General features: G+C 63.7%; 29 protein-coding genes, 1 tRNA gene and 1 riboswitch. Of the genes, 12 read left to right on the top strand and 18 right to left on the bottom strand.

Features of this window, described 5'->3' with window-relative positions; genetic code table 11:
• Positions 1–125: 125 nt before the first annotated feature.
• A complete protein-coding gene (apaG, locus tag J2J99_RS02750; RefSeq protein WP_004677057.1) occupies positions 126–518 on the bottom strand; it encodes a Co2+/Mg2+ efflux protein ApaG in 393 nt (130 codons plus the stop codon).
• Positions 519–730: 212 nt separating this feature from the next.
• The gene (locus J2J99_RS02755; RefSeq protein WP_168295190.1) at positions 731–1,915 is read right to left on the bottom strand and encodes an O-succinylhomoserine sulfhydrylase; all 1,185 of its coding nucleotides are present in this window, start codon (positions 1,913–1,915) and stop codon (positions 731–733) included.
• A 43-nt stretch (positions 1,916–1,958) separates the two neighbouring features.
• Positions 1,959–2,037: riboswitch (SAM riboswitch) on the bottom strand.
• Between the two features lie 72 nt (positions 2,038–2,109).
• Here J2J99_RS02755 and J2J99_RS02760 point away from each other — a divergent pair.
• Both J2J99_RS02760 and J2J99_RS02765 read left to right on the top strand, forming a co-directional pair.
• A complete protein-coding gene (locus tag J2J99_RS02760) occupies positions 2,110–3,204 on the top strand; it encodes a 2'-deoxycytidine 5'-triphosphate deaminase (protein ID WP_168295189.1) in 1,095 nt (364 codons plus the stop codon).
• Between the two features lie 47 nt (positions 3,205–3,251).
• Positions 3,252–3,325 (top strand) — tRNA-Gly (locus J2J99_RS02765).
• Between the two features lie 23 nt (positions 3,326–3,348).
• On the opposite strand, the gene J2J99_RS02770 is transcribed toward J2J99_RS02765, so the two are convergent.
• Entirely contained in the window at positions 3,349–3,630 is a 282-nt protein-coding gene (locus J2J99_RS02770) for a hypothetical protein (RefSeq protein WP_168295188.1), read from the bottom strand.
• 361 nt (positions 3,631–3,991) lie between these two features.
• On the opposite strand from J2J99_RS02770, the gene J2J99_RS02775 reads away from it, so the two are divergent.
• Entirely contained in the window at positions 3,992–4,372 is a 381-nt protein-coding gene (locus tag J2J99_RS02775) for a VOC family protein (RefSeq protein WP_168295187.1), read from the top strand.
• Between the two features lie 115 nt (positions 4,373–4,487).
• On the opposite strand, the gene J2J99_RS02780 is transcribed toward J2J99_RS02775, so the two are convergent.
• Positions 4,488–6,494 carry a methyl-accepting chemotaxis protein gene (locus tag J2J99_RS02780; protein WP_207600945.1) on the bottom strand — a complete coding sequence of 669 codons (2,007 nt, stop codon included), beginning with the start codon at positions 6,492–6,494 and terminating at the stop codon, positions 4,488–4,490.
• A gap of 351 nt (positions 6,495–6,845) precedes the next feature.
• Between J2J99_RS02780 and J2J99_RS02785 the strand changes: the two genes are divergently transcribed.
• Positions 6,846–7,712 carry a transporter substrate-binding domain-containing protein gene (locus tag J2J99_RS02785; RefSeq protein WP_168295828.1) on the top strand — a complete coding sequence of 289 codons (867 nt, stop codon included), beginning with the start codon at positions 6,846–6,848 and terminating at the stop codon, positions 7,710–7,712.
• Here J2J99_RS02785 and J2J99_RS02790 read toward each other — a convergent pair whose 3' ends face one another.
• From J2J99_RS02790 to J2J99_RS02810, 5 genes are all read right to left on the bottom strand, one after another.
• Positions 7,713–8,126 carry a tellurite resistance TerB family protein gene (locus J2J99_RS02790; RefSeq protein WP_003570543.1) on the bottom strand — a complete coding sequence of 138 codons (414 nt, stop codon included), beginning with the start codon at positions 8,124–8,126 and terminating at the stop codon, positions 7,713–7,715.
• Between the two features lie 87 nt (positions 8,127–8,213).
• Entirely contained in the window at positions 8,214–8,927 is a 714-nt protein-coding gene (locus J2J99_RS02795; RefSeq protein WP_168295829.1) for a thermonuclease family protein, read from the bottom strand.
• Between the two features lie 11 nt (positions 8,928–8,938).
• Positions 8,939–9,601, bottom strand: coding sequence for a S24 family peptidase (locus tag J2J99_RS02800; protein ID WP_168295830.1), 663 nt, complete (start codon positions 9,599–9,601; stop codon positions 8,939–8,941).
• A 124-nt stretch (positions 9,602–9,725) separates the two neighbouring features.
• The gene (locus J2J99_RS02805) at positions 9,726–10,373 is read right to left on the bottom strand and encodes a response regulator (protein ID WP_168295831.1); all 648 of its coding nucleotides are present in this window, start codon (positions 10,371–10,373) and stop codon (positions 9,726–9,728) included.
• A gap of 90 nt (positions 10,374–10,463) precedes the next feature.
• A complete protein-coding gene (locus tag J2J99_RS02810) occupies positions 10,464–10,862 on the bottom strand; it encodes a hypothetical protein (RefSeq protein ID WP_168295832.1) in 399 nt (132 codons plus the stop codon).
• Between the two features lie 118 nt (positions 10,863–10,980).
• On the opposite strand from J2J99_RS02810, the gene J2J99_RS02815 reads away from it, so the two are divergent.
• Positions 10,981–11,334: a DUF952 domain-containing protein gene (locus J2J99_RS02815; RefSeq protein WP_168296017.1), complete on the top strand. Its 354-nt coding sequence runs from the start codon at positions 10,981–10,983 to the stop codon at positions 11,332–11,334.
• A complete protein-coding gene (locus tag J2J99_RS02820; RefSeq protein ID WP_168295833.1) occupies positions 11,331–12,419 on the top strand; it encodes a quinone-dependent dihydroorotate dehydrogenase in 1,089 nt (362 codons plus the stop codon). The genes J2J99_RS02815 and J2J99_RS02820 overlap by 4 nt, the downstream gene beginning before the upstream one ends.
• Here the strand turns inward: J2J99_RS02820 and J2J99_RS02825 are convergent.
• The 3 genes from J2J99_RS02825 to J2J99_RS02835 all read right to left on the bottom strand — a co-directional run bounded on the left by J2J99_RS02825 (position 12,395) and on the right by J2J99_RS02835 (position 14,569).
• A complete protein-coding gene (locus J2J99_RS02825; RefSeq protein WP_168295834.1) occupies positions 12,395–13,741 on the bottom strand; it encodes an MATE family efflux transporter in 1,347 nt (448 codons plus the stop codon). The two genes, J2J99_RS02820 and J2J99_RS02825, sit on opposite strands and share 25 nt — an antisense overlap.
• A 62-nt stretch (positions 13,742–13,803) precedes the next feature.
• Positions 13,804–14,301: a CAP domain-containing protein gene (locus J2J99_RS02830; protein WP_168295835.1), complete on the bottom strand. Its 498-nt coding sequence runs from the start codon at positions 14,299–14,301 to the stop codon at positions 13,804–13,806.
• A gap of 1 nt (position 14,302) precedes the next feature.
• Complete coding sequence (locus tag J2J99_RS02835; protein ID WP_168295836.1) at positions 14,303–14,569, bottom strand: DUF6460 domain-containing protein; 267 nt, start codon at positions 14,567–14,569, stop codon at positions 14,303–14,305.
• Between the two features lie 190 nt (positions 14,570–14,759).
• Between J2J99_RS02835 and J2J99_RS02840 the strand changes: the two genes are divergently transcribed.
• The 3 genes from J2J99_RS02840 (at position 14,760) to J2J99_RS02850 (ending at position 16,802) form a co-directional block, all read left to right on the top strand.
• The gene (locus J2J99_RS02840; RefSeq protein WP_168295837.1) at positions 14,760–15,692 is read left to right on the top strand and encodes a class I SAM-dependent DNA methyltransferase; all 933 of its coding nucleotides are present in this window, start codon (positions 14,760–14,762) and stop codon (positions 15,690–15,692) included.
• Between the two features lie 208 nt (positions 15,693–15,900).
• Positions 15,901–16,536 (top strand): YitT family protein, encoded by a 636-nt coding sequence (locus J2J99_RS02845; RefSeq protein ID WP_168295838.1) that lies wholly within the window; start codon positions 15,901–15,903, stop codon positions 16,534–16,536.
• 98 nt (positions 16,537–16,634) lie between these two features.
• On the top strand, positions 16,635–16,802 hold the full coding sequence (locus J2J99_RS02850) for a hypothetical protein (RefSeq protein ID WP_168295839.1): 168 nt from the start codon (positions 16,635–16,637) through the stop codon (positions 16,800–16,802).
• Positions 16,803–17,277: 475 nt separating this feature from the next.
• Here the strand turns inward: J2J99_RS02850 and J2J99_RS02855 are convergent, their stop codons facing one another.
• On the bottom strand, positions 17,278–17,739 hold the full coding sequence (locus J2J99_RS02855; protein ID WP_168295840.1) for a carboxymuconolactone decarboxylase family protein: 462 nt from the start codon (positions 17,737–17,739) through the stop codon (positions 17,278–17,280).
• A gap of 21 nt (positions 17,740–17,760) precedes the next feature.
• The gene (locus J2J99_RS02860) at positions 17,761–18,261 is read right to left on the bottom strand and encodes an RrF2 family transcriptional regulator (RefSeq protein ID WP_168295841.1); all 501 of its coding nucleotides are present in this window, start codon (positions 18,259–18,261) and stop codon (positions 17,761–17,763) included.
• Positions 18,262–18,392: 131 nt separating this feature from the next.
• Between J2J99_RS02860 and J2J99_RS02865 the strand changes: the two genes are divergently transcribed.
• Genes J2J99_RS02865 through pdeM form a run of 3 tightly spaced genes read left to right on the top strand, consistent with a single transcriptional unit; the run spans position 18,393 to position 22,335 of the window.
• Entirely contained in the window at positions 18,393–19,025 is a 633-nt protein-coding gene (locus tag J2J99_RS02865; protein WP_168295842.1) for a YitT family protein, read from the top strand.
• A 48-nt stretch (positions 19,026–19,073) separates the two neighbouring features.
• Entirely contained in the window at positions 19,074–21,584 is a 2,511-nt protein-coding gene (locus tag J2J99_RS02870) for a ligase-associated DNA damage response DEXH box helicase (protein WP_168295843.1), read from the top strand.
• 25 nt (positions 21,585–21,609) lie between these two features.
• Entirely contained in the window at positions 21,610–22,335 is a 726-nt protein-coding gene (gene pdeM / locus J2J99_RS02875) for a ligase-associated DNA damage response endonuclease PdeM (protein ID WP_168296018.1), read from the top strand.
• 46 nt (positions 22,336–22,381) lie between these two features.
• On the opposite strand, the gene J2J99_RS02880 is transcribed toward pdeM, so the two are convergent.
• The 4 genes from J2J99_RS02880 to J2J99_RS02895 all read right to left on the bottom strand — a co-directional run bounded on the left by J2J99_RS02880 (position 22,382) and on the right by J2J99_RS02895 (position 25,843).
• On the bottom strand, positions 22,382–22,963 hold the full coding sequence (locus J2J99_RS02880) for a transglycosylase SLT domain-containing protein (RefSeq protein ID WP_168295844.1): 582 nt from the start codon (positions 22,961–22,963) through the stop codon (positions 22,382–22,384).
• 56 nt (positions 22,964–23,019) lie between these two features.
• A complete protein-coding gene (locus J2J99_RS02885) occupies positions 23,020–23,970 on the bottom strand; it encodes an alpha/beta hydrolase family protein (protein WP_168295845.1) in 951 nt (316 codons plus the stop codon).
• 149 nt (positions 23,971–24,119) lie between these two features.
• Positions 24,120–24,920, bottom strand: coding sequence for a TIGR02186 family protein (locus J2J99_RS02890; protein WP_168295846.1), 801 nt, complete (start codon positions 24,918–24,920; stop codon positions 24,120–24,122).
• Entirely contained in the window at positions 24,920–25,843 is a 924-nt protein-coding gene (locus tag J2J99_RS02895; RefSeq protein ID WP_168295847.1) for a sulfite exporter TauE/SafE family protein, read from the bottom strand. The genes J2J99_RS02890 and J2J99_RS02895 overlap by 1 nt, the downstream gene beginning before the upstream one ends.
• Positions 25,844–25,992 lie beyond the last annotated feature (149 nt).

Raw genomic sequence — 25,992 nt, forward strand, 5'->3', positions numbered from 1 at the left:
GTGCGCTTGCGCTACTTGCGAGATAAGCTACCCACCCTCCGTCGCCCTCGGGCTTGACCCGAGGACCCACGCGGCAAGCACGGCAATCCTGTTCGCCCCGACGAAGCGACCGCGAACCTGTGCGCTCAATTGAGCACGCGCAGCAGCCCCGGTGAATCCAGTGAGAAGGCGGGGATGTCGACGTCGAACAGTTCGCCTTCGTCCGTTTCCATCTGGTAATGGCCGAACATCAGCCCGGAAGGCGTGTCGAGCGGGCAGCCGGAGGAATATTCGTAGGTATCGCCGGGGCTGAGCCGGGGCTGTTCGCCGACGACGCCTGGGCCGGTCACCTCGTCCACGACGCCGTTCTGGTCGGTGATGTTCCAGTAGCGGTTGACAAGGCGAACGGCGACGCCGGAATTGTTGCTGATGACAATCCGGTAACCCCAGACGTAGCGATCGTCTTCCGGATCGGATTGCTCCTCCAGATAGAATGGTTCGACGACGACTTCGATATCTCTTGTGAGGGCGCGATACATGCCTTGCACCTTAGTCAAGATATGTTACCCGTATCTTATAAGAAGACCCCATCCGTCAAGAAACGGAACGTTGATCGGCGATGAAACAGCCGTGATCGCATGGTTTTCGATCGTTAAGCCTAATTGTCAATACTAATTTTACTTAGGCGCACCGGCGCCGATCCCGCGGCCGGTACGGCCGAACCCGGAGGCTCGGCCGCCGATGCTGTCGATCAGGCCGAAACCTTGGCAAGCGCCTTGGCGAAATCCTCGATCAGATCTTCCGTATCTTCGATGCCGGCCGAAAGGCGAACGGTGCCCGGCGAGATGCCGAGTTCGGCGCGCGCCTCGTCCGTCAGGTTCTTGTGCGTCGTCGTCGCCGGATGGGTGATCAGGCTCTTGCTGTCGCCGAGATTGTTGGAGATATTGACGATATCAAGCGCATTCTGCAGCGCGAAGGCCGCTTCCTTGCCGCCCTTCAGTTCGAAGCAGACGAGGGTCGAGCCGCCCGTCATCTGCTTGGCGATGATATCGGCCTGCGGATGGTCCTTGCGGCCGGGATAGATCACCTTGGCAACCTTGCCCTGATCGGCGAGGAAATCGGCGATCTTCGCGGCATTCTGCGTCTGCTGACGCACGCGCAGCGGCAGCGTCTCGATGCCCTTCAGGAGCGTCCAGGCGTTGAACGGCGACATGGCCGGACCGGTATGGCGGAAATAGTCGTGCAGGTTCTCGTCGATCCAGGCCTTGTCGGCCAGCACGACGCCGCCGAGGCATCGGCCCTGGCCGTCAATGTGCTTGGTGGCGGAATAGACGACGATATGGGCGCCGAGTTCGAGCGGCTTCTGGAAGAGCGGCGTGGCAAAGACATTGTCGACCACGACCTTGGCGCCGACCTGGTTGGCGAGCTTGGCCACACCGGCGATATCGACGACCTCGAGCGTCGGGTTGGTCGGGCTTTCCAGGAAGAACACCTTGGTGTTCGGCCGGATCGCCTCTTCCCAGTTCTTCAGGTCGCGGCCGTCGACCAGCGTGCATTCGATGCCGTATTTCGGCGCCAGCGTTTCCACCACCCAGCGGCAGGAGCCGAAGAGGGCGCGCGCGGCAACGATATGGTCGCCCGCCTTGACCTGGCAGAGGATCGCCGCGCTGACGGCGGCCATGCCGGAAGCGGTGGCGCGGGCGTCTTCCGCACCTTCGAGCATGCACATGCGCTTTTCGAACATGTCATTGGTCGGGCTGCCGTAGCGGGCGTAGATGTAGCCGTCCGTCTCGCCCTTGAAGCGGGCTTCGGCCGCTTCCGACGTTTCATAGACGAAGCCCTGCGTGAGATAGATTGCCTCGGACGTTTCGCCATATTGCGAACGCAGCGTGCCGCCATGGACGAGTTGAGTTGCTGGGCGCCAGGTCTTGCTCATGCCATCACCTTCACATAACAAAAAAACCGGCCGCAAAAGCAGACCGGTTCACAACCCGGTCTTTTTAGCCACTTGTTTAACGTGGCTGCAAGCCGACCGGCCAAATCACCACGGGATAATTCTGCAATACTGCTCTTAGCTGCTTGCGTCAATTCCCCGTATTTGGTTTTGTCGGCGCAAAAGATGGATGGGGCATGATGGCTCGCGAAACTGGAATTCTGGCCGACCGCGCGATCTCCGCGCTGTTTGAAACGGGGCGTCTTAACTCCGAGCGGGAGCTGGACCGCGACCAGATCCAGCCGGCAAGTCTCGACCTGCGCCTGGGAAGCAAGGCCTTTCGTGTGCGCGCCAGTTTCATGCCGGGGCCTTCGCACCTGGTGGCCGACAAGCTCGATCGCCTCAGCCTGCATGTGATCGATCTGTCCCAGGGCGCGGTGCTCGAGACCGGCTGCGTCTACATCGTTCCGCTGATGGAGAGCCTGGCGCTGCCGGCCGACATGTCGGCCTCGGCCAATCCGAAGAGCTCGACCGGCAGGCTCGATATCTTCACCCGCGTCATCACCGATTATGCCCAGGAATTCGACAAGATCCCGCCAGGCTATTCCGGCCCGCTCTATCTCGAAATCAGCCCGCGCACCTTCCCGATCGTCGTGCGCCGCGGCTCGCGCCTGTCGCAGATCCGCTTCCGCGTCGGTCAGTCCCTGCTCGGCGAGCCGGAACTGTTGAAGCTGCATGAAAGCGAGACGCTGGTCGCCAGCAAGCAGCCGAACGTATCGGGCGGCGGCATCGCGCTGTCGATCGATCTCACCGGCGACAAGGACGGCCTGATCGGCTATCGCGGCAAGCACCACACAGCCGTCGTCGATGTCGACGAGAAGGACCAGCACGACATCTTCGATTTCTGGGAGCCGCTCTATAGCCGCGGCCGCAACGAGCTGATCCTCGATCCTGACGAGTTCTATATCCTCGTCTCGCGGGAGGCCGTGCATGTGCCGCCGGATTATGCCGCCGAGATGACCCCTTTCGATCCGCTGGTCGGCGAATTCCGCGTCCACTATGCCGGCTTCTTCGATCCGGGCTTCGGCCATGCCCCGGCCGGCGGCCGTGGCAGCCGCGCAGTGCTCGAAGTGCGCAGCCACGAAGTGCCCTTCATCCTCGAAGACGGCCAGATCGTCGGCCGCCTCGTCTATGAGCACATGCAGGAAAAACCCGCCAGCCTCTACGGCTCCGGCCTCGGCTCCAACTACCAGGCCCAGGGCCTGAAACTCTCGAAGCACTTCCGCATCTGAAACGCGACTTGACAGCGCCCCCCATCTGTTGGAAATCTCAGCGCATCGCGGGTGTAGCTCAATGGTAGAGCAGCAGCTTCCCAAGCTGAATACGAGGGTTCGATTCCCTTCACCCGCTCCACTTATCCTTCCGGCGACGCCCACCTAATCCCCGAAAAACCGGATCGGCTTGTATCGCCGGTGGGCGATGATCAGGCTTCGGTCGGGCTGGATGATGTAGGTTTCTTCCACCTGCTGGCCGTACTGGTCGATGAAATCATGCGGGAAGCTGGAGCCGGGTGGCGATTTGGTGAGCTTGCTGCGCGGCTGGCCGTTATAGGTGATGCTGCCCGGGATCGGCTCGAGGCCGGGGCCGCTATAGTAGGAAACGCTGTTGCACCCGGCAAGAATGAGGGTGCCGATGAGGCCGAGGAGTGCGGGTTTCATGTCCATCCCTTCCGATGCGCCGAAGCGGCGATCTTACTCCTGATTGCATCGTGCTCGCCAGATGAAAGGCCATCTGCGCCTTCACGCCTTCGCGAAGCATCGCCTGGAACGTCGTGATCGCTTCAGCCTTTCCGTTGCCGAAGCCGCGGCCGTCTGCTAGATCGGCATCGTCGAAAAAGGCAGGGTCGGTTGAGGTAAGCCCGATCCCTTCCGTCTGAGCGTCGAAGCGCTCTGGCGAAGCTCTGCTCCGTGCCCCAGGGCGCGAGAACCCGCGACGTGATCCGCATGCAAATGCGGGATCCCGGCGGCGTGCGGAGAGGGCAAAAGGCAGTCCCGGGATTATTTTGAACGGAGACTGTCCATGCGCCTGAACCATCTCGATTTTCACGTACCCGATATTGCCGAGACGGCGGATTTCTTCATCCGCCATTTCGGCCTGAAGCTGAAGGATCTGCGCGGCAACAATGGCCTAGCGATCCTGGAGGACGATTCCGGCCTCGAAATCGTCCTCAGCCACGCCATCGCCAAGTTCGGCACCGCCGACCAGGTGGAGATAGGGCGTCAGACCTATCACATCGGCTTCATTCTGCCCGAAAAGGCGGATGTCGAGGCTGTCCATGCCGGGCTTATTGTTGCTGGTGCCATGCTCTCCGGTCCGCCGGCCGTTATGCGGGGCGGCTGGCTGTTCTATTGCACGGCGCCGGGGAATATCCTCGTCGAGGTGGGCTGGCGGCCGGGTTAGAAAAGGGCGAGAGGTGTTTGCTGCGAGCTGCCCCTCACCCTAACCCAACCGGGCTCGAGACCCGTGGCTCGACCCCGGTTGGTGCCGGCAGGCGGCGAACGCTGAGATATTTGTCTCAGAACTCCGTCCATTCACCATCCTGGCTTTTCGGCGCGTTGCCGCCGCCGAAGGCGTTGGCGAGGGTCTGGCCGAGGGCGCGGGCGGGTGAGGCGGTCGGGCGGGCAGTGCCTTCCCGGGCGACGCGGATCGCCGGAGCCTTGGCCACCGGGCGCGCGGGCGGGCGCGGGGCTGGGGCCGGCGGCCGGGTTGAGGCGATCGGGGCGGCGGCGGCGAGGCTGCCGGTGCCGGTCAGCCGGAACTGGCCAAGCAGATTGTTGAGCGCTGTCGCCTCCGTGGCCAAGCTGTGGCTGGCGGCGGTCGATTGCTCGACCATCGCCGCGTTCTGCTGCGTGCCCTGGTCCATGGTGTTGACGGCGGTGTTGATCTCCTGCAGCCCGATCGACTGTTCGCGCGAGGCTTCGGCTATCGCGTGGACATGCTGGTTGATTTCCTGAACTTCGGTGACGATCGCATCGAGCGCCTTGCCGGTTTCGCCGACCAGCGAGACGCCGGTCTGCACATGCGTGCCTGAATTGGTGATCAGGCCCTTGATTTCCTTGGCCGCCTTGGCCGAACGCTGGGCGAGTTCGCGCACCTCCTGGGCGACGACCGCAAAGCCCTTGCCGGCCTCGCCGGCGCGCGCTGCCTCGACCCCGGCGTTCAGCGCCAGCAGATTGGTCTGGAAGGCGATGTCGTCGATGACGCCGATGATGTTGCCGATCTCGACCGAGGACTGTTCGATCTGCTGCATCGCGGAGACGGCCTTGCGGACGATCTCGCCGGATTTTTCGGCGCCGAGGCGGGTGCGGGTAACGAGGCGGCTCGCCTCCTCGGCGCGTTTGGCGGCGTCGCGCACCGTCGTGGTGATCTCTTCGAGCGCCGCTGCGGTCTCTTCGACCGAGGCCGACTGCTGTTCCGTCCGCCGGGAAAGCTCGTCTGCGGACGAACGGATCTCGTTGGCGCCGGCGCCGATTGCCCGGGCATTGGCGCCGACCGCCTGCAGCGTCTCGTTGAGCTTCTCGACCGAATGGTTGAAATCCTGGCGCAGCGCGTCGAGATGGGCGACGAACGGCTCGCCGATATGCGAGGCGAGATCACCGGCGGCAAGGCGGCGCAGGCCGTCGCCGAGGGCTGAGACGGCGTGTTCGAGTTCAGATGCCTCGCGGGTCTTCTGCGCCTCGCGTTCGCGGCGCTCGCCATCGCTGACGCTGCGGTCTGCCTCGGCGCGCGCCTCGATCTGACGGCGCTCGATCGCGTTGTCGCGGAAGATCGAAACGGCCTTGGCCATCTGGCCGATTTCATCGTCGCGGTCGAGGCCGCCGATCTCGCTGTCGGTGTCGCCCTCGGCAAGGCGCGTCATGCGCAGTCGCAATTGCGCCATCGGGCCCGCGATGCCGGCCTGTGCGACCGCGACGCCGATGCCGATTGCGGCGAGAACGGCAATGCCGATCAGGATAAGACAGAAGCTGATCCTGCCGTTGACGGAAGCCGAGAGCGCGTCGCCGCCGTCGTTGAGCAGCGCCATCATCGCATCATTGTTGGCGATCATCTTCGGCGTCAGGGCATCGAGCTTGGCGTTGATCAGGGCGACATTGGCGAGCGCGCCGGCGCTGTCCTTGGCTTTGCTCTGTTCGATGATCTTGTTCGCCAGGGCTTCGATGTCATCGATGCCAGCCTGCAGCTCGTCGATCGCAGCCTTGCGGCTCGGCACCAGCGCCAGCGCCTGCTTCAGCCGGTCGCGCGCCTGCGGCAGCTTGCTCGGCGTGGCGAGCGCCGTCTCGAAAGCCGGCGTATCGGGCTTCATGTCGGCGAGCAGCGTGACCTGCAGCACCGAGGCCACCACCGAGGCGCTCGCGCGTGCGCTCTGCATCGAGGCCAGCGCCTCATGATCGATGAAGGCGCTGTAAGCAGCGTCCGCACGGCGAAAATCGGCGATGATATAGATCAGCCCGGCCATCATGATCAGCCCCAGCAGCGCCACGACCGATAGGATTTTCGTGCGAATTTTCAGATGCTTCAGCATGGAAACGTTACCCGATTGGCCGGGCGTGCCGCACCGGCGCTGTCAAATCAATTGGTCAAACAGAGCGCTGACGCCTGCATCATGCGATCGGCCAGCGGGGTCCGATGACGTCGCCACAAATAAAGGGCACTATTCTTTAATGCCGCCCTAATGGCGGTGTGGAGAAAGCCCATAATTTGAGGGATGAAGAATTACGCCGGAACCCCTGCCTCTCCTGAGGTGCCCCGCAGAGGCTCGAAGGACGGGGCGGGCATTCCGGCGTCGGATAGACGCATATTCCCCGCCACGCATGACTCTGCTACATCTCTCCAACCCCGCACCGCTTCGCGCTGAACCCGAGACTGGATCACGATGATTGAATCCAAGCTGGCATCCCTCAGTCTGAAGGGATTTCTCGCGTTCGGGCTGTTGCTCTTTTCAAGCCTGGCCGCCTCCGCCCAGCAGGCGGCACCCTCTCTGCCGCTGCTCTTCGATGCCCGTGAACGTCTTGCGAGACCCGATCTTTCCTCGCTGGTGCGCCTGCGCTTCCTGACGTCGGTGGATTTCCCGCCCTTCAATTTCACCGATCAGAACGGCAAGCTTTCCGGCTTCAACGTCGATCTCGCCCGCGAAATCTGCAGCGAGCTGGAGATTTCGGACAAGTGCCAGATCCAGGCGATCCCCTTTGCCGATCTCAAGGATGCGCTCGCCGCCTCGCAGGGCGATGCCGTCATCGCCGGACTTGCGGTGACCCCAGAGCTGCGTCGGCGGTTCGTCTTTTCCCGGCCCTATCTGATGCTGCCGGCGCGTTTCGTGCGCAATCTTGCGGCACCGGTCGAGGGCAAGACGGCGGCCGCCCTTGCCGGGCGGCCGGTCGGGGTCGTCAAGGGAACGGTGCACGAAGCGATGCTGGCCGCCTTTTTCCCGGCGCTCAAGGCCCAGACCTTCGACACGAAGGAGGCTCTGCTTGCGGCGCTGAAGGAGCGCAAGGTCGATGCCGCCTTCGCCGATGCGCTGCAGCTTTCCTTCTGGGTACCTTCGCCGGCTTCCGGCAAATGCTGCGCGCTGTTCGACGGTCCCTATCTCTCCGAACATTTCCTCGGCGAGGGCATGACCATCATGCTGCGGCAGAAGGACAGCGTGCTGACATCAGCCATCGACCACGCGCTCGCCGCGCTGTCGCGCAACGGCCGTCTGCAGGAAATCTATCTGCGCTATTTCCCCTACGGCCTTTACTGATCAGCCCTTGCGGAAGCGGGCAATAGCGCTGCGCTCGATCGCCGCGCAGGTGAGCTTGTCGAGGCCGAGACGGTCACGCAGCAGGCTGAGCAGCCGCAATTCCTCGGCCTTGACCGAAAGGTCGGCGGAAGCCACTTCGACGGCGAGCGCATAGGCCGTGTCGTAGAGTTTTGCCGGCAGCGTGTCGCGCACGGTTTCGAGAACGACGTCAAGGCCTTCCGGTCCGGCCAGCAGCGAGGCGCAATCGCGCGCCACCGAAATCAGCTTGTCGTCGTCGAAATCCCGGAAAACCGGCAGGAAGCCGATCAACTGGCCGATCCTTTCCATCTCCCTGTCGTTCATGGTGCTGTCGACGGCGGAGGCCATCACCATCACATAAATCAGGGCATCATGGGCGGATAGCGGCTTGTTCATCTCTGATTCCTTTTTCGGTGAGCGGAGATTAAGAATTGGCGGCCGCCTTTACAAGGGATCGGCAGCATCGCCAGCCGTGGACCTCCGTCATTTGCGGCGCGGGTCGCCGCCGTAAATGCCTTTCTGTGCTTGTTTCGCCTTCTCGGCGACGGCGCCGAGCGGCGAGCCCGCCTCTGCTTCGGCCCAGCCGTTTTCGGCGAGCCATGTGCCGAGATCCTGCGTGCCGAGCCGGCAGGCGGCGGTCGCCATCTCCTTCCATTCCGCCATGTCGAGGTCGCAGGTGAGGCTGCGGTTGCGCAAGAGCTGACGCAGCGCCGTCTTCGCCATCATGCCGCAGGGCCATTGCCGGCCTGCCGGCCCGCATATCCTGTCGGCCGGTGTCGGGATGATGCCGGCAAGCTGAAGCCGGCGCTCGCCAAAGGTAAGCAGGCCGGCATTTTCGGCCACCGGCCGCGCCAGCTCGATCGGCTTCTTCGCGGCCGGCTCCGCCGCTTGCCGGCCGGGTGTCTCCGCTGGGCGCGGCGGATCGGCCGGCGTGACCGTCGTGCCTTCGGCCGGCGCGGGGGAGGGAGCGGCCGGTTGTGCCCCGCGTGCAATGATTTCGGCATCTGCGTCCGATATCGTCGCCGACGGGCCTGCTGCCTCGGGGGCGGGTTCCGCCGCCGTTTCGGTTGCTGGCGCCTCTACGGTGATCATATCCTCGCCGCCCGTTCCGCCGCGCAGCCTTGCTTCTGCGGCGATCAGCAGGCCGGACACGACCGCCATTCCTGCGAGCCCGGTGAAGACGGCGGCAGGGCGCATGGAATATCTTCCTATTGGCTGGCCCAGATGATACGGGCGATCCACTCGACGTCGGATAGTTCGAGCGTCCGGTTTGGATGTTCGGGATTGAGCGACATCAGCTCGATCGACCGTGGACTCTGGCGCAGCAGAACCTTGGCCATCACCTCACCCTCGCGGGTGCGCACGACGACGCGGTCGTTGCGGCGCACCTGCGCGCCGGGCTCGACGATCAGCACGTCGCCGTCGCGGTAGAGCGGCATCATGCTCTCGCCCTGCACCTCCAGCGCATAGACGCTCGATTTCTGCGACGGGGCAGCCGGAAACTCGACCACGTCCCAGCCTTGCCCGGCCGGAAAGCCGCCATCGTCGAAGAAGCCGCCCGCACCCGCCTGCGCAAAGCCGAGCAGCGGAATGGCGCCGCCGTGCAGCTGAAACCGGTTTCCCGGCTGCTGGGCAGGAATGCCCCGCGGCAGGAGGGCGAGAAACTGCTCCATGCTCGCCCCTGTCGCATCGAGCACCTTGGCGATCGATTCGGTCGAGGGCCAGCGCAACCGTCCGTCGGCCGAAAGCCGTTTCGACTTGTTGAAGGAGGTCGGGTCGAGGCCGGCGCGGCGCGCAAGACCGGATGGCGTCAGGTCGTGCCGTTCGGCAAGCCTGTCGATCGCCTCCCAGATCTGGTCGTGTGACAGCATAGCGCCCAATTCCGTGCGGCCTGTCCAAGGCCGCGCTTCAGCCGGCCGGAAGTCTAACCGACCGGGCGGCGCGCGTAAAGGTAAAAGAGGAATAAAATCCTGCCATCGGCAGTTTCGACGGCCCTCAGGCAACCATTGCCATGTTGATCTTGCCGAGCTGGATGACGGCCTGCGTGCGGCTGTCGACATCGAGTTTCAAGAGGATCGCCGAGACATGCGCCTTGATCGTCGCCTCGGAGACGCCGAGTTCATAGGCGATCTGCTTGTTCAGCAGCCCTTCGGCGAGCATGGTCAGCACCCGGCTCTGCTGCGGCGTCAGCGTGTGCAGGCGGTGGATCAGGTCGGCGACGTCCGGGTCCTGCTCCTGGCCGTCGCGATAGCTTTCCGGTGTGGCGATATCGCCGGCGAGCACCGTCTGGATGCCGCGGCGAATGTCTTCGATGCCGGAGGATTTCGAGATGAAGCCGGACGCGCCGAGTTCCAGCGCCCGGCGGATCGTCGTCGCGTCGTCGCTTGCCGAGACGATGATGATCGGCAGGCTGGCGAATTCGGCGCGCAATGCCATCAGGCCGGAAAAGCCGCTGACCCCCGGCATGGCGAGGTCGAGCAGCATCAGGTCGGCGTCCGGATGGGCGCCGGCGGCGGTCCGCGCCGCGGCAAAATCGCCGGCTTCGACGATCGACTGGCGGCCTTCCATGCCGCTGACGGCCTGGCGCAGCGCATCGCGAAAAAGCGGATGGTCGTCGGCAATGATGATGGTCTGTTCCTGCATCGAAAACTCCCTCCCAAGAGCCCGATCACGCTGCATGCGACGCCGTCCCCACTGCGCTCCATGCATGCCTGCTGATATGACTATATCAGATCAGGTCTTCTGCGGAAGGGGATTGGCCTTTTCCTCGGCCTGGAACTCCTTCACCATCCCCATGAAACTCTTGATCATCTTTTCCATGATGCTGATAGAGCGGTCGATTTCGGCATCGCTCGGCAGCGCCCGCTCGACGAGGCCGCGCTGTTCGAGCTTGGTCACCCGCTGCGAAAGCCGGTCGAGTTCGTCCTCATAGGCCGCCCGCTCGTCGGCGGCCATGCGGCAGACGAGGGCGCCGTCCTTGTCCTGGCAGATCGACATGGCGCCGGTCTGCCGGTCGAGCCGGACGAAATGATCGCCGCTCTTCTCCAGCTGGAACCGGCCCGCATCGGCCTCGGCCGCCATGGCGCCGAGCGGCAGGAGAACAGCGCCAAGTGCGAGAGCCAAAATCTTCATCGTCTCATCCTCCGGATTTTGCCTGTGCGGGTCCTGTTTTTTAAGCGCCGGGGCGTGGACATTGCCGCCTCTTTCCGGCAAAGCGCTGTGATCGAGGACCAGCAATCGCGAGGCCATGATGACCCTGACACCGACCCTTTACAAGATCGTGACGGAAACGCTCTGGCAGCAAGCCAGACAAAGCGGTGTTTTTCATGGCGCCGGCATCGATCTCAAGGACGGTTTCATCCATTTCTCGACGGCCGGCCAGGTCAAGCAGACCGCGGCCCTGCATTTTACCGGCCAGTCCGGCCTGATTCTGGTAGCCGTCGATGGCGGCGGCCTCGGTGACAAGCTGATCTTCGAAGCCTCGCGCGGCGGCGATCTGTTCCCACATCTCTATGCCGATCTGCCGCTTGCGGCCGTGCTCTGGGAGGTGCCGTTGCCGCTCGATGAGACCGGCGTTCATATTTTCCCGGAGCTGCAGCCATGATCGACCCCTTCAAGCGTCTCGCCCGCAAGGGCCTCTTCCTGTTCGATCCGGAAACGGCGCACGGCATGTCGATCGCGGCGCTGAAGTCCGGCCTCGTGCCGGCCTGTCAGATCACTCCCGATCCGCGCCTGCGCCAGACCGTCGCCGGACTTACCTTCGAAAACCCGCTCGGCATGGCGGCGGGCTACGACAAGAATGCCGAGGTGCCGGAGGCGCTGCTGAGGCTCGGCTTCGGCTTTACCGAGATCGGCACGGTGACGCCGAAGCCGCAATCCGGCAATCCGCGTCCGCGCATCTTCCGCCTGGTCGAGGATGAAGCGGTCATCAATCGCCTCGGTTTCAATAATGAAGGCCATGAGGCTGCTTTCGAGCGGCTCTCGGCGCTGACGGGCAAAGGCATTGTCGGCGTCAACATCGGCGCCAACAAGGACAGCGAGGACCGAATCGCCGATTATGTCGCCGGCATCCGCTGTTTCTATTCCGTCGCGCGCTATTTCACCGCCAATATCTCCTCACCGAATACGCCCGGCCTGCGCGATCTGCAGGCGCGCGAAAGCCTTGCGGCGCTGCTGTCGGCCGTGCTGGCGGCGCGCGATGAAATGGCGGAGAAATCCGGCCGGAATATCCCCGTCTTTCTGAAGATCGCCCCCGATCTGACCGAGGAGGGCATGGACGATATCGCCGCCGAGGCGCTTGCGCATCCGCTGGATGGGCTGATCGTCTCCAACACCACGCTGTCGCGTGAGGGCCTGAAAGATCAGCGCCAGGCCAAGGAGATGGGCGGCCTCTCCGGCGTGCCGCTGTTCGAAAAGTCGACCGCCGTGCTTGCCCGGATGCGCAAGCGCGTCGGTGCCGCGCTGCCGATTATCGGCGTCGGCGGCGTCTCCTCGGCCGAAACCGCGCTGGAGAAGATCAGGGCGGGCGCCGATCTCGTCCAGCTCTATTCCTGCATGGTCTATGAAGGTCCCGGCCTGCCGGGCGATATTGTCCGAGGCCTCTCGACGCTGCTCGACCGCGAAAAGGCCGGCTCGATCCGCGAACTGCGCGACAGCAGGCTGGATTACTGGGCGGCGCGGAAGGTCTGATCGGCCCGCGGCCTGACCAGCATCGCCAGGAAAAAGCCGCGGAACAGCAGGAAGGCGTTCATCGCCAGCCAAAGGCCGTGATTGCCGAAGAGCGGCACGAAGACGGCGAGCATGGCGAGGTAGCCGGCAAAGGACATCAGCATCCGGTTGCGCATGTCGGCCGACCACGTCGCGCCGATGAACACCCCGTCCATCAGGAAGGCGAGCGCGCCGGTGAGCCCCGTCACCGCCGCCCAGGGCAGATAGGTGCCGGCCGCCTGCCGCACTTCGGGCGAGGTCGTGAGCACCGAGATCAGCCAGGGTCCGGCGAGCAGGAAGAAGGCGGAGACGATCGCCGCCAGGCCGAAGGACCATAAGGTGGTGAGCTTCAGCCCGCGATCGAAGGCCGGCCGGTAAAGCGCGCCGATCGCCCGGCCGGTGATCTGCTCGGCGGCATTGGCAAGCCCGTCGAGATAATAGCCCGACAGTAGGAAGAAATTCATCAGCACGGCATTGGCGGCAAGGGTCACCGCGCCGAAGCCGGTGCCGATCCGAGTCATGATCGTGAAGGCGCCGATCAGCACGAAGGTGCGGATCAGAATGTCGCGGTTGAGCGCGAAAAGCTCGGCGAGCCGATGCCGGGAAAAGACCTCGGACCACGCCGGCCGTTCTGCTTTGGCAAAGCCGCCGAGCACGATGAACAAGCCGGCGAGCGCGCCGGCCACCTCGCCGGCCAGCGTTCCCCAGGCGACGCCGGCCACGCCCCAGCCGAGCGACAGGCCGAGATAGATCGACAGCAGGATATTGATACCGTTGATCAGCGCCTGCAGCAGCAGCCCGAGGCCGCCCTGTCCGCGTCCGAGCACGAAGCCGAGGATGGCGTAATTGGCGAGCGCTGCCGGCGCGGCCAGCATGCGGATCGAGAAATAGGTGGCGGTCGCCTCGGCGATCGCGCCTTCCGCGCCCATCAGCCTCAGACCCGCCGCCTTGAGCAGCGGCGAAAGACAGAGCAGCGCCAGCCCGCAGCCAAGCGCCGAGATCAGCGCCCTGGCGAAGACCGCCTGCTGCTCGTGCTGATTTCGCCGGCCATAGGCCTGCGCCGTCAGCCCTGTCGTCGAGGCGCGCAGGAAATTGAAGCTGCCCAGGATGAGATCGAAGAGCATCGCGCCGATTGCGAGCCCCGCCAGCGCTTGCGGGTCGCCCATATGGCCGACGACGGCGGTGCTTGTCAGCCCGAGCAGCGGCGTCGTCATGAAGCCGAGCGTCATCGGAATGGCGATCGAGAGCACCAGCCGGTGCGTCACCTCGAAGGCAAGGGAATGACTGTTGCTGCGCGTATCCATGCCGGCCTGGTCTCCAGCGCCTGAGCCGATTCCGATTTCAGGCCTTATGCGGCCGAATCGCCTCAGCTGGAAAGCACCATCGCCCAATAGGGCAGGTTTCTGGAAGATGAATTGTGGGCGACGGCGACGCCGAGGCCGTCATAGCGCCCCAGCATGTTTTCCAGATGATGCGGCGAGTTGATCCAGGCCGTCACCACCGCATCGACGCTCTGCTGGCCGGAAGCGATATTCTCCGCCGCCGGCAGCCGGACGCCGCTCGCCTTGACGCGAGCGCCGAAACTGTCGGTCATGCCCATGAGATGCGCCATCTTGCCGACGCTTGCCATGCGTTTGGCCTGGAAGAGGGCGGCCGTCTGCGCCGCCGGATCGACCTCAAGCGGCGGCAGGCCGTTCTTGGCCCTCAGCTGGTTGACGAGCGGCAACACGCTTGCCGTCTCGTCCTCGCCATTCGAAGGCGTGCCGGCGAGGCGCGGCGTGGTGGTGCAGCCGGCGATGCCGGCGGCGAACGCGAGTCCGGAAAGACGCAGCAGGCTGCGCCGGGAAAGATCGATGGAGGTCATGTTACCGGTGATAGCTGAAAAGGCGAAGGATGAGGAAGAGCGGAATGACGATCGTCGCCCCGAGGAGGAGATAGTCGCCGACGCGCCCGAGCGCTGAAAAGCCGCGGTGCCAGATCTCCAGGATGAAGTCGCGGAACCCATAGATGATGTTCCACGGCGTCAGGCCGAAGACGGTCATGACGAAACCGACGATCAGCGACACGACGACGAGTTTTATCAATGTGCGGCCGAGCGAATCGCCGAGGAACCTGTTCACTTGATCGGACATGCGCCATCTCCTGTTTGCCCTTGGAATAAGGTTGCGGCGCGCCGCTCGCAAGCCCTTTCCGGAATTGGCCGCTTCGCCTGTGAAATAGGACTTGAGTTTTTTTGTGGCCGCCGCCAGATGCGGGCAAACGCAAGGCGCGCAAAGTCTGCGGCGGTTTGCGCGACATGCCTAAGATCCAACAGGTCCAATCATGCAGCCCCACCAGCTTTCCTCAGGCGATGTCATCGCCGACCGCCGCGCCGATTATGCCCGGATGCTCGAAGAGGGCGGTGAGCCGGAGGCGGCCGTCGAGCTGATGGAACAGGCGCTCGAACTCGCACCGGCCTGGGCCGCCGGTTGGTATCGCCTCGCCACCTATCGCGAAAAGGCGGGCAAGGCGGAGGCCGCGATCGAAGCCTATCGCAATACGCTCGCCCTCGACCCCGAAGATATTTTCGGTTCGGCCCTCAAGCTCGCCGTGCTCGGCGACGGCGCCACACCCGACCGGCCGCCGAGCCGCTATGTCGAGCGCCTGTTCGACGACTATGCCGACCGTTTCGAAACCGCGCTCGTCGACAAACTCGAATACAGCGTCCCCCAGAAGCTCGCAGCCCTCGTTTCCGCCACCGGCAGGCATTACGCATGCGCCGTCGATCTCGGCTGCGGCACCGGTCTGCTCGGCCCCGAAATCCATGGCCGTGTCGGCCGCCTCGAAGGTTTCGACCTGTCGCAGAACATGCTGGCCAAGGCGGCGGAGAAGGCGGTCTACGATCACCTCGCCCAGGCCGACCTGTCGCTTGCGCCTAATCACTCCGGCCTCTTTGCCGATGGGCCACGCGGCCGCGCTGACCTGGTGACGGCAGCCGACGTACTGATGTACCTCGGCAATCTCGAAAGCGTCTTTGCCATCATCGAAGAGCTCGCCGCCGCCGGCGCCGATCTCGCCTTTTCCGTCGAGGATGCCGGGGAGGGCGAGAGCTTCCATCTCGCGCCGTCGCTGCGTTATGCCCATTCGGAGGCCTATGTGAGGATGCTGCTTGTCCGTCACGGCTTCGAAGTCCTCGACATCGCCAAGACCGTCATTCGCAAAGATGGCGGCAAGCCGGTCGCCGGCATTCTGTTCCTTACACGCAAGCCGGCCTGAGCGAATGTTTCTTGCGATTTTTAATTAGGACAGCATTGCTTACCTATTTCGCTTGATCGGCCGCCGGAAAGCCTGATATTGCAGGGGTATCCGAAGAGGGCGGCGATAAGACGCCGAGCGCTCCGGCTCATTTCACAGGCAAAAATCCACCGCGTCCGGGTGTCTCCGGACGTGCTCCCGAACACGTCTGCTATCGGAGACTGGCGACATGACACTGCTCATCAATGCCCTCGGCGTCTGGAATACGAACGCGACGCGCCACTCGCCGATCGAAGACGTGCAGGGCATATTCTCCGGCAGTCTCGTCGCAGCACTCGGCCTTTACGTGCTTGCCAGCGCCGGCCTCCTCACCGGCAGCACCGCCGGTGTCGCCTTCCTTCTGCACTACGTTTTCGGCGTCAATTTTGGCCTCGCCTTCTTCCTGCTCAACCTGCCGTTCTTCTATCTCTCGTGGAAGCGTCTCGGCATGGCCTTCACGATGAAGACCTTCATCGCCATCGGCCTGACCTCGGTGATGTCAGATCTGCAGTCGCGCCTCTTTTCCATCTCGAGCATCCATCCGGCCTGGGCCGCCCTGCTCGGCGGCCTGCTGCTCGGCTTCGGCGCGCTGGCGCTCTATCGCCACCGCGCCAGCCTCGGCGGCGTCGGCATTCTCGGCGTCTATCTGCAGGAACGTTTCGGCATCCGCGCCGGTCTCGTCCAGCTTGTCATCGACCTGTGCGTGCTGGCCGCCGCCGTCTTCGTCACCACGCCGCCGGTGGTCTTCTATTCCGTCCTCGGCGCCCTTGTCCTCAACCTCTTCGTTGCCATCAACCACCGCGCCGACCGCTACATCGCCCTCTGACATTACAGATCCGTAATCCATTCTGAACAAAAGGTAACTTGCCTGCGACCGGTTCCGGCGCGACATTTCTCGCCGCGCCGGATTTGATGAGGTGAACCATGTCAGATTTGGAAAAACTTGTGAGACGCCGCATGCAGGAAGAATACGCCAAGGGCGCTTCCGCAAAGGAAATCGCGAAGGTCGTACGTGATCTGCTCAACAACATTGACCTCTCGGACGACGGGTTTGACGCCGTTGCCGTGCAGGGCACCGCCGATCGCGAGTGATCGGATATTCGACCGACCCGAGATTTCGGGTCGGTCGTGAGGGTTGCTCGCCATCGATCGCCGTGGCGACGTCTGTGCCTGGGGCGAAACCGGTGGCTCAACCTAGGCAAGGGTGTCCGGTAGGGCGGATGATGGGGGGCTGAAGCCCATGGAAAAGTCGCAGCTGCGCGCCATTTCTCGCTGTTCTTGCTCCACAAGCCACCCCACCCTCCGTCATCCTCGGGCTTGACCCGAGGATCTACGCCGGTCTCCATCAGCAGCGGGCATGGATCCCAGGCTCAGGGCCTGGGATGACGGAGAGTGGGAGCCTGTTGCTGCCAAACTCGACGTCGGCGTAGCCGATGATGCGTCACGCTTCTTGATCCAGCGTGATGCCGTGTGGCCCCCATCCGCCTGCCGGCACCTTTGTCCGCTGGGGAGAAGAGATTTATGGCAACCTCTCCGTCCCCCGCTCACCTCTCTCGTGGCATTGACCTCATGCTGCCTTCGTCACCTGGTCGATCGGATGCTGCGAGCGGAAGCCGACGGCAAGGCGGTTCCAGATATTGATCGCACCGATCGCCACCGTAATCTCGGTCATCTCCTTCTCGGAGAAATGCGCCTTCAGCGCCTCGTAATCTGCGTCCGGCGCGCCCGTCTTGGCGATATTGGTCACCGCGTCGACCCAGCCGAGTAGGGCGCGTTCGCGGGCGTCATAAACCGGCGATTCCCGCCAGACGCACATCAGGTTGATCCATTGTTCGCTGAGCCCGTCATGGCGAGCTTCCTTCACATGCATATCGACGCAGTAGGCGCAACCGTTGATCTGCGAGGCGCGCAGCTTGATCAAGTGGATGAAGCGGCGCTCCAGCCCGGAAGACTGGACATATTGTTCCAGCGCGGCGACAGCCTTGTAGGCATCGGGAGCAGCCTTGGCGAAGTTGAAACGCGGTTGCATGTCTTTCTCCTGTGATATGGCTCAACGAGCCGTTTTGCGTTCATGGATTTCAAGGAAGGCGCAGCCTCGGGCTGCGATCGATCCGTCGTCGAGGGCATTCAGTTCGACGCCGAGATCGGCAATGCTGGTCTTGGCGAGTTCGGCCCGGTAGACCCGTTCGGCCCGGAGCATCGCCGCGCTGATGTTACAGGGCTTGGAAAAGAACCGGTCGGGTACCGGGTTCGGGCCGCGCTGGCGGATTTCGGCGCAACGGAAAGCCGGCGCCGGCCCCTCGACTGCAAGCAGGATGTCGAGCAGCGAAATCTCTTCCGGCGCCTTCGCCAGCTTATATCCGCCTCGCGGGCCGGGTACGGTGTCGAGGATGCCGGCACCCGACAGCGCCTGCAGATGTTTCAACAGATAGCTCGTCGACACGCCGTGGAACTCCGCCAGGGCCGCAGCCGACAGCACGCCGCCTTCGGAAAGGCCGCAAAGCATCGCAACGCTGTGGATGGCCTGCTCGACGCCGTCGCTCATCTTCATCGCCATGATCCTCTAATCGTGGATAAAGTATATCTATGATTATTGCGACTGTCAACTGCTGTCCTCGCTGCTTGCCGCTTGCCTTTATTGTGACGGCGGATAGAAACGAAAGAAGCCGACAGGGGAACATCATGGCATCCAACGCCTTTACGGGCCTTCTGAACTCCAGCGCCGACCGCCATTCGCTATTCGACGACGCCCAGGGCATCGTCGCCGGCAGCATGCTCGCCGTGCTCGGCGTCTCGCTGCTCTCCGGCGCTGGGCTGCTTGCCGGCGGCACGGCCGGTCTCGCTTTCCTCGCCCATTACGCGACGGGCTTCAGCTTCGGTCTCTGCTTCTTTGCCGTGAACCTGCCATTCTATTATCTCGCCTTCCGCCGCATGGGGCCTGCCTTCACCATCAAGACCTTCGCCGCCATCGCGTTGACCTCCGTTCTGTCCGAATTCGTGCCCGGCTTCATCGGTATTGGGCATGTCGATCCCGTTGCCGGGGCCCTCTTCGGCGGCCTTGTCATCGGCGCCGGCATGCTGGCGCTCTTCCGCCACCGCGCCAGCCTCGGCGGCATCGGTATCCTCGCCCTCTATATCCAGGATTGTCTCGGCTGGCGCGCCGGCCTCGTCCAGCTCGGCTTCGACTGCCTCATCCTGGCGCTCTCCTTCCTGGTCGCCAGCCCCTCGATCATCGCCTGCTCCGTGCTCGGCGCCATCGTGTTCAACCTCACGCTCGCCATCAATCATCGCAAGGACCGCTATATCGCCGTGTAAGCGGATGGCGGCTCTTCTTTTTCCCTGAGCTTTCACTACCTTCAGGGCGTGGACCAGATCGATTCCGAAGCCCGCGCCCTGCTTCCTGCTGCCTTTACCCGCTGGTTTGCGGAAAAGGGCTGGCGCCCGCGCGCCCACCAGTTGGAGCTGCTCGCCCGTGCCGAGGCCGGCGAAAGCACGCTGCTGATTGCGCCGACCGGCGCCGGCAAGACGCTCGCCGGCTTTCTGCCGTCGCTCACCGATCTCAGCCGCCGCGGCAGGATCCCGCTCGGTTCCGCCTTCACCGGCATTCACACCCTCTATGTCTCGCCGCTGAAGGCGCTGGCGATCGACATCGAGCGCAACCTGATGAAGCCGGTCGCGGAAATGGGCCTGCCGGTCACCATCGAAAACCGCACCGGCGATACGCCGAACGCCAAGCGCCAGCGCCAGAAGCTCAATCCGCCGGACATTCTGCTGACGACGCCCGAGCAGGTCGCGCTGCTTCTCGCCAATCGCGAGGCCGAGCGCTTCTTCAAGGACCTGAAATATGTGGTGCTCGACGAGCTGCATTCGCTCGTCACCTCCAAGCGTGGCCACATGCTGTCGCTCGGCCTTGCCCGTCTGCGCCGCCTTGCCCCAGGCCTCAAGACCATCGGCCTGTCGGCGACCGTCGCCGAGCCGATGGACCTGCAGAAATGGCTGGTCGCCCAGGAGGAGGAGAAAGAGCATCACGCCGGCCTCGTCGTCGTCGAAGGCGGCGCCAAGCCCGATATTTCGATCCTGTCGACCGAAGAGCGCATTCCCTGGGCCGGCCATTCCGCCAAATATGCCATTCCCGATGTCTACAGGCAGCTCCTCGATCACCAGACGACCCTGCTCTTCGTCAATACCCGCAGCCAGGCCGAGATGCTCTTCCAGGAACTCTGGACGATCAACGACGACAACCTGCCGATCGCCCTCCACCACGGCTCGCTCGATGTCGCCCAGCGCCGCAAGGTCGAAGCGGCGATGGCAGAGAACCGGCTGCGCGCCGTCGTCGCCACCTCGACGCTCGATCTCGGCATCGACTGGGGCGATGTTGATCTGGTCATCCATGTCGGCGCGCCGAAGGGCGCCTCGCGTCTTGCCCAGCGCATCGGCCGCGCCAATCACCGCATGGACGAGCCCTCGAAGGCGATCCTCGTGCCGGCCAACCGTTTCGAGGTCATGGAGTGCCAGGCGGCGCTCGACGCCAATTATATCGGCGCCCAGGATACGCCCCCCGTCGGCCGCGGCGCGCTCGACGTGCTCGCCCAGCACGTGCTCGGCATGGCCTGCGCCGAACCTTTCGACATGCTGGAACTCTATGATGAGATCACCAGCGCCTCGCCCTATGCCGATCTCACCTGGGAGACCTTCGGGAGCGTCGTCGATTTCGTCGCGACCGGCGGTTATGCGCTGAGGACCTATGAGCGTTACGCTCGCATCCGCAAGACCAAGGAGGGTCGCTGGCGCGTTTCCAATCCTGCCGTCGCCCAGCAATACCGCCTCAATCTCGGCACCATCGTCGAAAGCCCGATGCTGAACATCCGCATGGTCAAGCGCGGCGAGGGTGGCCGGATCGGCCGCGGCGGCGCAACGCTGGGCAAGGTCGAGGAATATTTCCTCGAGCAATTGTCGCCGGGCGATACGTTCGTCTTCTCCGGCAAGGTGCTGCGCTTCGAGGGCATCCGCGAGAACGAATGCCTGGCCTCGCAGGCCTTTTCGCTCGATCCGAAGATCCCCTCGTATAACGGCGGCAAGTTTCCGCTGTCGACCTATCTCGCCGAACAGGTACGGGCGATGATCGCCGATCCCGACCGCTGGCGCCAGCTGCCGGATCAGGTGCGCGACTGGCTGTCGCTGCAGACAGACAAGTCGATGCTGCCGAAGCGCGACGAGTTCCTGATCGAAACCTTCCCGCGCGGCAGCCGTGGTTATCTGGTCGCCTATCCCTTCGAGGGCCGTCTCGCCCATCAGACGCTCGGCATGCTGCTGACACGCCGGCTGGACCGGGCGGGCGCCAAGCCGCTCGGCTTCGTCGCCACCGATTATTCGCTCGCCATCTGGGGCCTGGAGGATATGGGCCTGATGATCGGCAACGGCCGGCTCAGTCTTTCCGACCTGTTCGACGCGGACATGCTGGGCGATGATCTCGAAGCCTGGCTCAACGAATCCTTCCTGCTGAAGCGCACCTTCCGCAATTGCGCCGTGATTGCGGGCTTGATCGAGCGGCGCCATCCCGGCAAGGAAAAGAGCGGCCGCCAGATCACCGTCTCCGCCGATCTGATCTATGACGTGCTGCGCAGCCACGAGCCGGATCACATCCTCTTGCAGGCGACGCGGCAGGATGCGGCGATCGGACTTTTGGATATAAGCCGACTTGGCGATATGCTGATGCGAATCAGGGGCCACATCACCCATCGCCCGCTCGATCATATTTCTCCGCTCGCCGTGCCGGTGATGCTGGAGATCGGACGCGAAGCGGTGCCGGGCGAGGCCCATGACGCACTGCTCGCCGAAGCGGCGGACGATCTGATCGCCGAAGCGCTGGCCTGAGACCTGTTTGGGAATAACGACTGTGATGAACCGCCTGGCGCTCGCGCGCGACCTATCCGGATCGGCCGCGGTGCCGGGAATCGAGACGTCGGTCTACGGCATTGCCGCCGTCTGCGATCCGCTCGGTGCTCTCTACTTGCCGGATGCCGGTCTGCTCGTCGTCTCCGACCTGCATCTCGAAAAGGGTGCCGCCTTCGCCCGCCGCGGCATGATGCTGCCGCCCTATGATACGCTGGCGACCCTGACTGTGCTGGCCGCCGTCATGTCGCGGTATGATCCGAAGCTCGTCGTCTCGCTCGGCGACAATTTCCACGACCGCATCGGCTCCGCGCATCTGCCGGAAAATTTCCGCGCGCTGATCGTCGGCATGGCGCGCGGCCGCGAATGGCTCTGGATCAACGGCAACCATGATCCCGACGGCGTCGTCGATCTTCCGGGCGCCTGCGCCGACGAGATGCATTATGCCGGCCTGACCTTCCGCCACGAGCCGAAAGGCGGCCTGCAGAGCGGCGAAATCGCCGGCCATCTGCACCCGTCGGCGACCGTGCGCCGCCGCGAGAGATCGATCCGCCGCCCCTGTTTCGCCACCGACGGCGCCCGCCTGCTCATGCCTGCCTTCGGCGTCATGAGCGGCGGCCTGGACCTCGGCCATCAGGCGATGAAAGGCCTGTTCGACACATCCTCGCTGGTGGCGCATCTCTTGGGGCGGGATCGGATTTATTCGGTCAGGTACGGGAATCTGCGGGGGTAGCGATTGCTATTCGGATAGGGCGTCCACGGCACGCCCTTAATTATGATCAGTCACACCCCTGCAACTGCTGCTGATAGGTCCCGGCCATCCGCGCGAACTTCTGCGCGGTCTGCTGCAATTGCCCGTTCGAGCGCCAGTCGCCGCGCTTGTATCCCGTCGGGCCGGAATAATAGGCGAGATAGAGATTATAGGCATCGTTCAGCGGGATGCCGGTCTCCACGCTATTTTGATAGTGATACCAGCCGATGAAATCGATCGCGTCGGTGAAGTTCGTCCGCCGTGCCGTCCAGTTCCCGGTCTGCGACTGATAATGATCCCACGTCCCGTCGAGTGCCTGCGAATAGCCATAGGCGGTCGATGGCCGGGTCCAGGGAATGAAGCCGAACAGCTTGGTGCGCGGCGGCCGCGCATAGGGCTGGAAGCCGGATTCGGTATACATCGTCGCCATCAGGATCGGCACAGGCACGCCGTATTTCTTTTCCGTCCGCTCGGCCGCTCTCTGCCAGCTGGTAAAGAGTCCCTCGCGCTGGTCGAAGACGGCGCAGATGTTTCTCGTCTGCTTCGGCGCCGTTGCGCAGCCGGCAAGCAGCGCCAGACCCACGACGGTCAGAACGATACGAGTACGCATAACAAAACCTCTCGTTTCAGAGAGATTACTAACTCGTAAACGTTAAGAAGCGGTTTTTAGTCGAATGCCATCTTTCCCCGCGGCTGCTTGTGCGGCCACGGATGGACGCCGTCGCGCAGCCACAAGAGGCTGTCGCGCCAGAAGCCCTCGGTATGACGGGCATGGAACAGGTTGAAATGACCGATCGCATCAAAGCCGAAATCGACCGGCTGCAACAGCGCCTGGCTCACGTCGGCATTGCGGTAATAAGCGAGGGTGCGGCGAATGGCGGGCTCCGTGCCGAGTTCATCGTCCGACATGGCGACAGCAAGAATAGGGGCCGTCACCGCCGAGAAACGCTCGAGCACCTCGTCCCGTTCTGCGGGCGGATGGCTCATCTCCATGCGCGCGCGCCGAAAGCTCCATTCATTGGCGACGCCCGCTGGCAGATCCTCGAGCCAGCCGAGCCGCTTGCCGGGAAAATAACCGAAGAGCGCCGTCAGCACCGGCATGGCGACGTGCCATTTCAGGAACAGCTGCATCCGGCGCTCCGGCGCATAGTCTCGCCAATAGGCATATTGTGCGCCCATCGTCAGCATGCGATCGACGCGCCTGGCATGTTTCGACAGGCCCGGCAGAAAGCCGCCAATGCTGTGGCCGACGACGTAGAGCGGCAGGTCCGCCCGCGCATCCATCAAGCGCAGCGCCGCGTCGAAATCCTTTTCACCCCATTCGCGCCAGTGGTAGCCGCAGCCGCTGAGCCGGGCCGGTCGCGACAGTCCGATGCCGCGGTAATCATAGGTGAGGACGTCGAAGCCGTGAGCGGCAAGAAAGCGCGCGTAATAGTGATAATAACGCGCGAGCACGCCGGTCGCCGGATTGATGATGACGGAAGCCCTGGCTTTGCCGGCAGCCCAGACATGCCCGCCGAGCACGACGCCGTCGCTGCAGCGGATCTCGACCGGCGCACCCTCGGCCGGCCGGCCGTTTCGCGCTTCCGCAAGCGGCAAGTCTATCCCCTCTGCCATGCTCCCACTCCGTCCGTTGCGGGGCGATGATAGAGGCGCCGCTTTGTCAGGCAAAGGCGAAAGCCGCCGCTTCCCTCAACACATAGTCTAATCCCTCAAGCCTTGACGGGCTGGTAGCGCAGGATCACCGCGCGGTGCCGCGCGGCGGCTCAGTCCTTGCGGAAGATCAGGCTGGCGCCCCAGCCGGTGACGACGGCTAGCGCCACGGCCGCAAAGCCGTAGAGGATCGGCCGGTCATGGGCCGCATCGGTGATCGTCTGCTCAATGCCCGTCTTGATGACGCGCAGCGGCAGCGATTTCTCGGTTATGAGATTGCCGCTCTTGAAGAGATAGGCGCGCACAGTGTGCACGCCGTTCGGAATATTTGCCGGCAGGCGCAGGCTCGCCTTGAACAGGTTCGATGCGACGAACCGCACGCCGCTCGGGTTGCGGTCGTAAAGCGCGCCTCCCTGCTGCAGCCGCAGGAAAGCCTGGCGGAATTCGCCGAGATTGCTGCCGTCACCGACGAAGCCGACCGGCGTCAGCGGAATGTGATCGATGCCGATTCCCTGATCGGTCAGCTCGAGCGGTGTCGTCAGATCGTCGATCATTCGCGAGCTCGACATCGAATAGGAGTGCGGCACCGCCTCGAAGGTCATCGAACGCGTATTCACCCAGATGCCGAAGACGCGTTCCTTCTTGCGCACCGTCGCATCCTGGCGCGGACCTTCCAGCACGACGACCACGTCATATTGGCCGATGGCGAGCAGCAGCTGGTCGGTGTTCGACAGCGCCCCGAAGATCGTCAGATCGGCGCCGTGGAAATCGGAGGTGATGGCGATTTCGCTGGTCGAGGTGCCGATCTCAAGCCCTTCGCGCACCGCTTCCGTCGATTGCCCAGGCAGCCATTGTGCGCCGGCGGCTGCCGGCAGCAGGCAAAGAAGCGCGAGGACGGCGGCAAGCAGGCGCATCAGTTGCCCGTCCCCATCACCACCGAATAAATATCCGCCGGCGTCACCACCAGTGCGATCGCAAGACGCAGACCGACGGCCAGCACCAGCAGGCCGAGCAGGGCGCGCAGCTGTTCGCCGCGCAGCTTCTGACCGACGCGAACGCCGTATTGGGCGCCGATGACCCCCGCCACCATCAGGATGAAGGCCAGCACGATGTCGACGGAGAAGTTCGTCGCCGCCTGCACGATCGTCGTATAGGCGGTGACGAAGATGATCTGGTAGAGCGAGGTGCCGACGACGACATTGGTCGGGATGCGCAGCAGGTAGATCATCGCCGGCACCATGATGAAGCCGCCGCCGACACCCATGACCGAGGTGAGGATGCCGATTGCAAAGCCGAGTGCGACGATCGGAATGACGCTCAGAAAGATCTTCGATTTCTTGAAGCGCACCTTGAGCGGCAGCTTGTGCACCCAGTGCTGGTGGCCGGGCTTGCGTGGCGCCGTCGGCTCGTTGCGGGCGGCGCGGCGCATGGCGTTGATGCTTTCGAGCAGCATCAGCCCGCCGACGGTGCCGAGGAAGATCACGTAAAGCAGCGAGATGAACAGATCGAGCTGGCCGAGGGCGCGCAGCAGCGAGAAGATCCAGATGCCGACGGTGGCGCCCGACAGGCCGCCGACCAGAAGCACCGTGCCAAGCTTGAGGTCGAGCGTGCCGCGGCGGAAATGGGTGATCGCGCCCGATATCGACGACGCCACCACCTGGTTGGCCCCGGTCGCGACAGCGACGACCGGGGGAATATTGTAGAAGATCAGCAGCGGCGTGATGAGAAAACCGCCGCCGACGCCGAACATTCCTGACAGGAATCCGACGGCCGCCCCCATGCCGAGAATGATGAAAATGTTCACCGACAATTCTGCGATGGGCAGATAGATTGTCACAACCGACCCCGAATGATGACCGTCCCTGCCGGGCGGTTTCCGTCACGTCCCCGTTCGAATGCGCACCTTACTGCCAAATCGTTGCCAGAGGCTTTCGATCAGCCCCAGGAGCGACGGAGATCGCGCGTGGACGATTCGACGGATGCGCC

Source organism: Rhizobium binae (genome assembly GCF_017357225.1).
Classification (GTDB): domain Bacteria; phylum Pseudomonadota; class Alphaproteobacteria; order Rhizobiales; family Rhizobiaceae; genus Rhizobium; species Rhizobium binae.

What these genes read in the sequence shown, in the direction of transcription:
- J2J99_RS02845 (WP_168295838.1), top strand. Translation starts at nt 15,901, where the DNA reads ATGACACTGCTCATCAATGCCCTCGGCGTCTGGAATACGAACGCGACG.
- J2J99_RS02775 (WP_168295187.1), top strand. Translation starts at nt 3,992, where the DNA reads ATGCGCCTGAACCATCTCGATTTTCACGTACCCGATATTGCCGAGACG.
- J2J99_RS02825 (WP_168295834.1), bottom strand. Translation starts at nt 13,741, where the DNA reads ATGGATACGCGCAGCAACAGTCATTCCCTTGCCTTCGAGGTGACGCAC.
- J2J99_RS02855 (WP_168295840.1), bottom strand. Translation starts at nt 17,739, where the DNA reads ATGCAACCGCGTTTCAACTTCGCCAAGGCTGCTCCCGATGCCTACAAG.
- J2J99_RS02760 (WP_168295189.1), top strand. Translation starts at nt 2,110, where the DNA reads ATGATGGCTCGCGAAACTGGAATTCTGGCCGACCGCGCGATCTCCGCG.
- J2J99_RS02880 (WP_168295844.1), bottom strand. Translation starts at nt 22,963, where the DNA reads ATGCGTACTCGTATCGTTCTGACCGTCGTGGGTCTGGCGCTGCTTGCC.
- J2J99_RS02755 (WP_168295190.1), bottom strand. Translation starts at nt 1,915, where the DNA reads ATGAGCAAGACCTGGCGCCCAGCAACTCAACTCGTCCATGGCGGCACG.
- J2J99_RS02800 (WP_168295830.1), bottom strand. Translation starts at nt 9,601, where the DNA reads ATGCTGTCACACGACCAGATCTGGGAGGCGATCGACAGGCTTGCCGAA.
- J2J99_RS02770 (WP_168295188.1), bottom strand. Translation starts at nt 3,630, where the DNA reads ATGAAACCCGCACTCCTCGGCCTCATCGGCACCCTCATTCTTGCCGGG.
- J2J99_RS02810 (WP_168295832.1), bottom strand. Translation starts at nt 10,862, where the DNA reads ATGAAGATTTTGGCTCTCGCACTTGGCGCTGTTCTCCTGCCGCTCGGC.
- J2J99_RS02795 (WP_168295829.1), bottom strand. Translation starts at nt 8,927, where the DNA reads ATGCGCCCTGCCGCCGTCTTCACCGGGCTCGCAGGAATGGCGGTCGTG.
- J2J99_RS02885 (WP_168295845.1), bottom strand. Translation starts at nt 23,970, where the DNA reads ATGGCAGAGGGGATAGACTTGCCGCTTGCGGAAGCGCGAAACGGCCGG.
- J2J99_RS02815 (WP_168296017.1), top strand. Translation starts at nt 10,981, where the DNA reads ATGACCCTGACACCGACCCTTTACAAGATCGTGACGGAAACGCTCTGG.
- J2J99_RS02820 (WP_168295833.1), top strand. Translation starts at nt 11,331, where the DNA reads ATGATCGACCCCTTCAAGCGTCTCGCCCGCAAGGGCCTCTTCCTGTTC.
- J2J99_RS02805 (WP_168295831.1), bottom strand. Translation starts at nt 10,373, where the DNA reads ATGCAGGAACAGACCATCATCATTGCCGACGACCATCCGCTTTTTCGC.
- J2J99_RS02835 (WP_168295836.1), bottom strand. Translation starts at nt 14,569, where the DNA reads ATGTCCGATCAAGTGAACAGGTTCCTCGGCGATTCGCTCGGCCGCACA.
- J2J99_RS02860 (WP_168295841.1), bottom strand. Translation starts at nt 18,261, where the DNA reads ATGAAGATGAGCGACGGCGTCGAGCAGGCCATCCACAGCGTTGCGATG.
- apaG (WP_004677057.1), bottom strand. Translation starts at nt 518, where the DNA reads ATGTATCGCGCCCTCACAAGAGATATCGAAGTCGTCGTCGAACCATTC.
- pdeM (WP_168296018.1), top strand. Translation starts at nt 21,610, where the DNA reads ATGAACCGCCTGGCGCTCGCGCGCGACCTATCCGGATCGGCCGCGGTG.
- J2J99_RS02785 (WP_168295828.1), top strand. Translation starts at nt 6,846, where the DNA reads ATGATTGAATCCAAGCTGGCATCCCTCAGTCTGAAGGGATTTCTCGCG.
- J2J99_RS02830 (WP_168295835.1), bottom strand. Translation starts at nt 14,301, where the DNA reads ATGACCTCCATCGATCTTTCCCGGCGCAGCCTGCTGCGTCTTTCCGGA.
- J2J99_RS02790 (WP_003570543.1), bottom strand. Translation starts at nt 8,126, where the DNA reads ATGAACAAGCCGCTATCCGCCCATGATGCCCTGATTTATGTGATGGTG.
- J2J99_RS02890 (WP_168295846.1), bottom strand. Translation starts at nt 24,920, where the DNA reads ATGCGCCTGCTTGCCGCCGTCCTCGCGCTTCTTTGCCTGCTGCCGGCA.
- J2J99_RS02865 (WP_168295842.1), top strand. Translation starts at nt 18,393, where the DNA reads ATGGCATCCAACGCCTTTACGGGCCTTCTGAACTCCAGCGCCGACCGC.
- J2J99_RS02780 (WP_207600945.1), bottom strand. Translation starts at nt 6,494, where the DNA reads ATGCTGAAGCATCTGAAAATTCGCACGAAAATCCTATCGGTCGTGGCG.
- J2J99_RS02850 (WP_168295839.1), top strand. Translation starts at nt 16,635, where the DNA reads ATGTCAGATTTGGAAAAACTTGTGAGACGCCGCATGCAGGAAGAATAC.
- J2J99_RS02840 (WP_168295837.1), top strand. Translation starts at nt 14,760, where the DNA reads ATGCAGCCCCACCAGCTTTCCTCAGGCGATGTCATCGCCGACCGCCGC.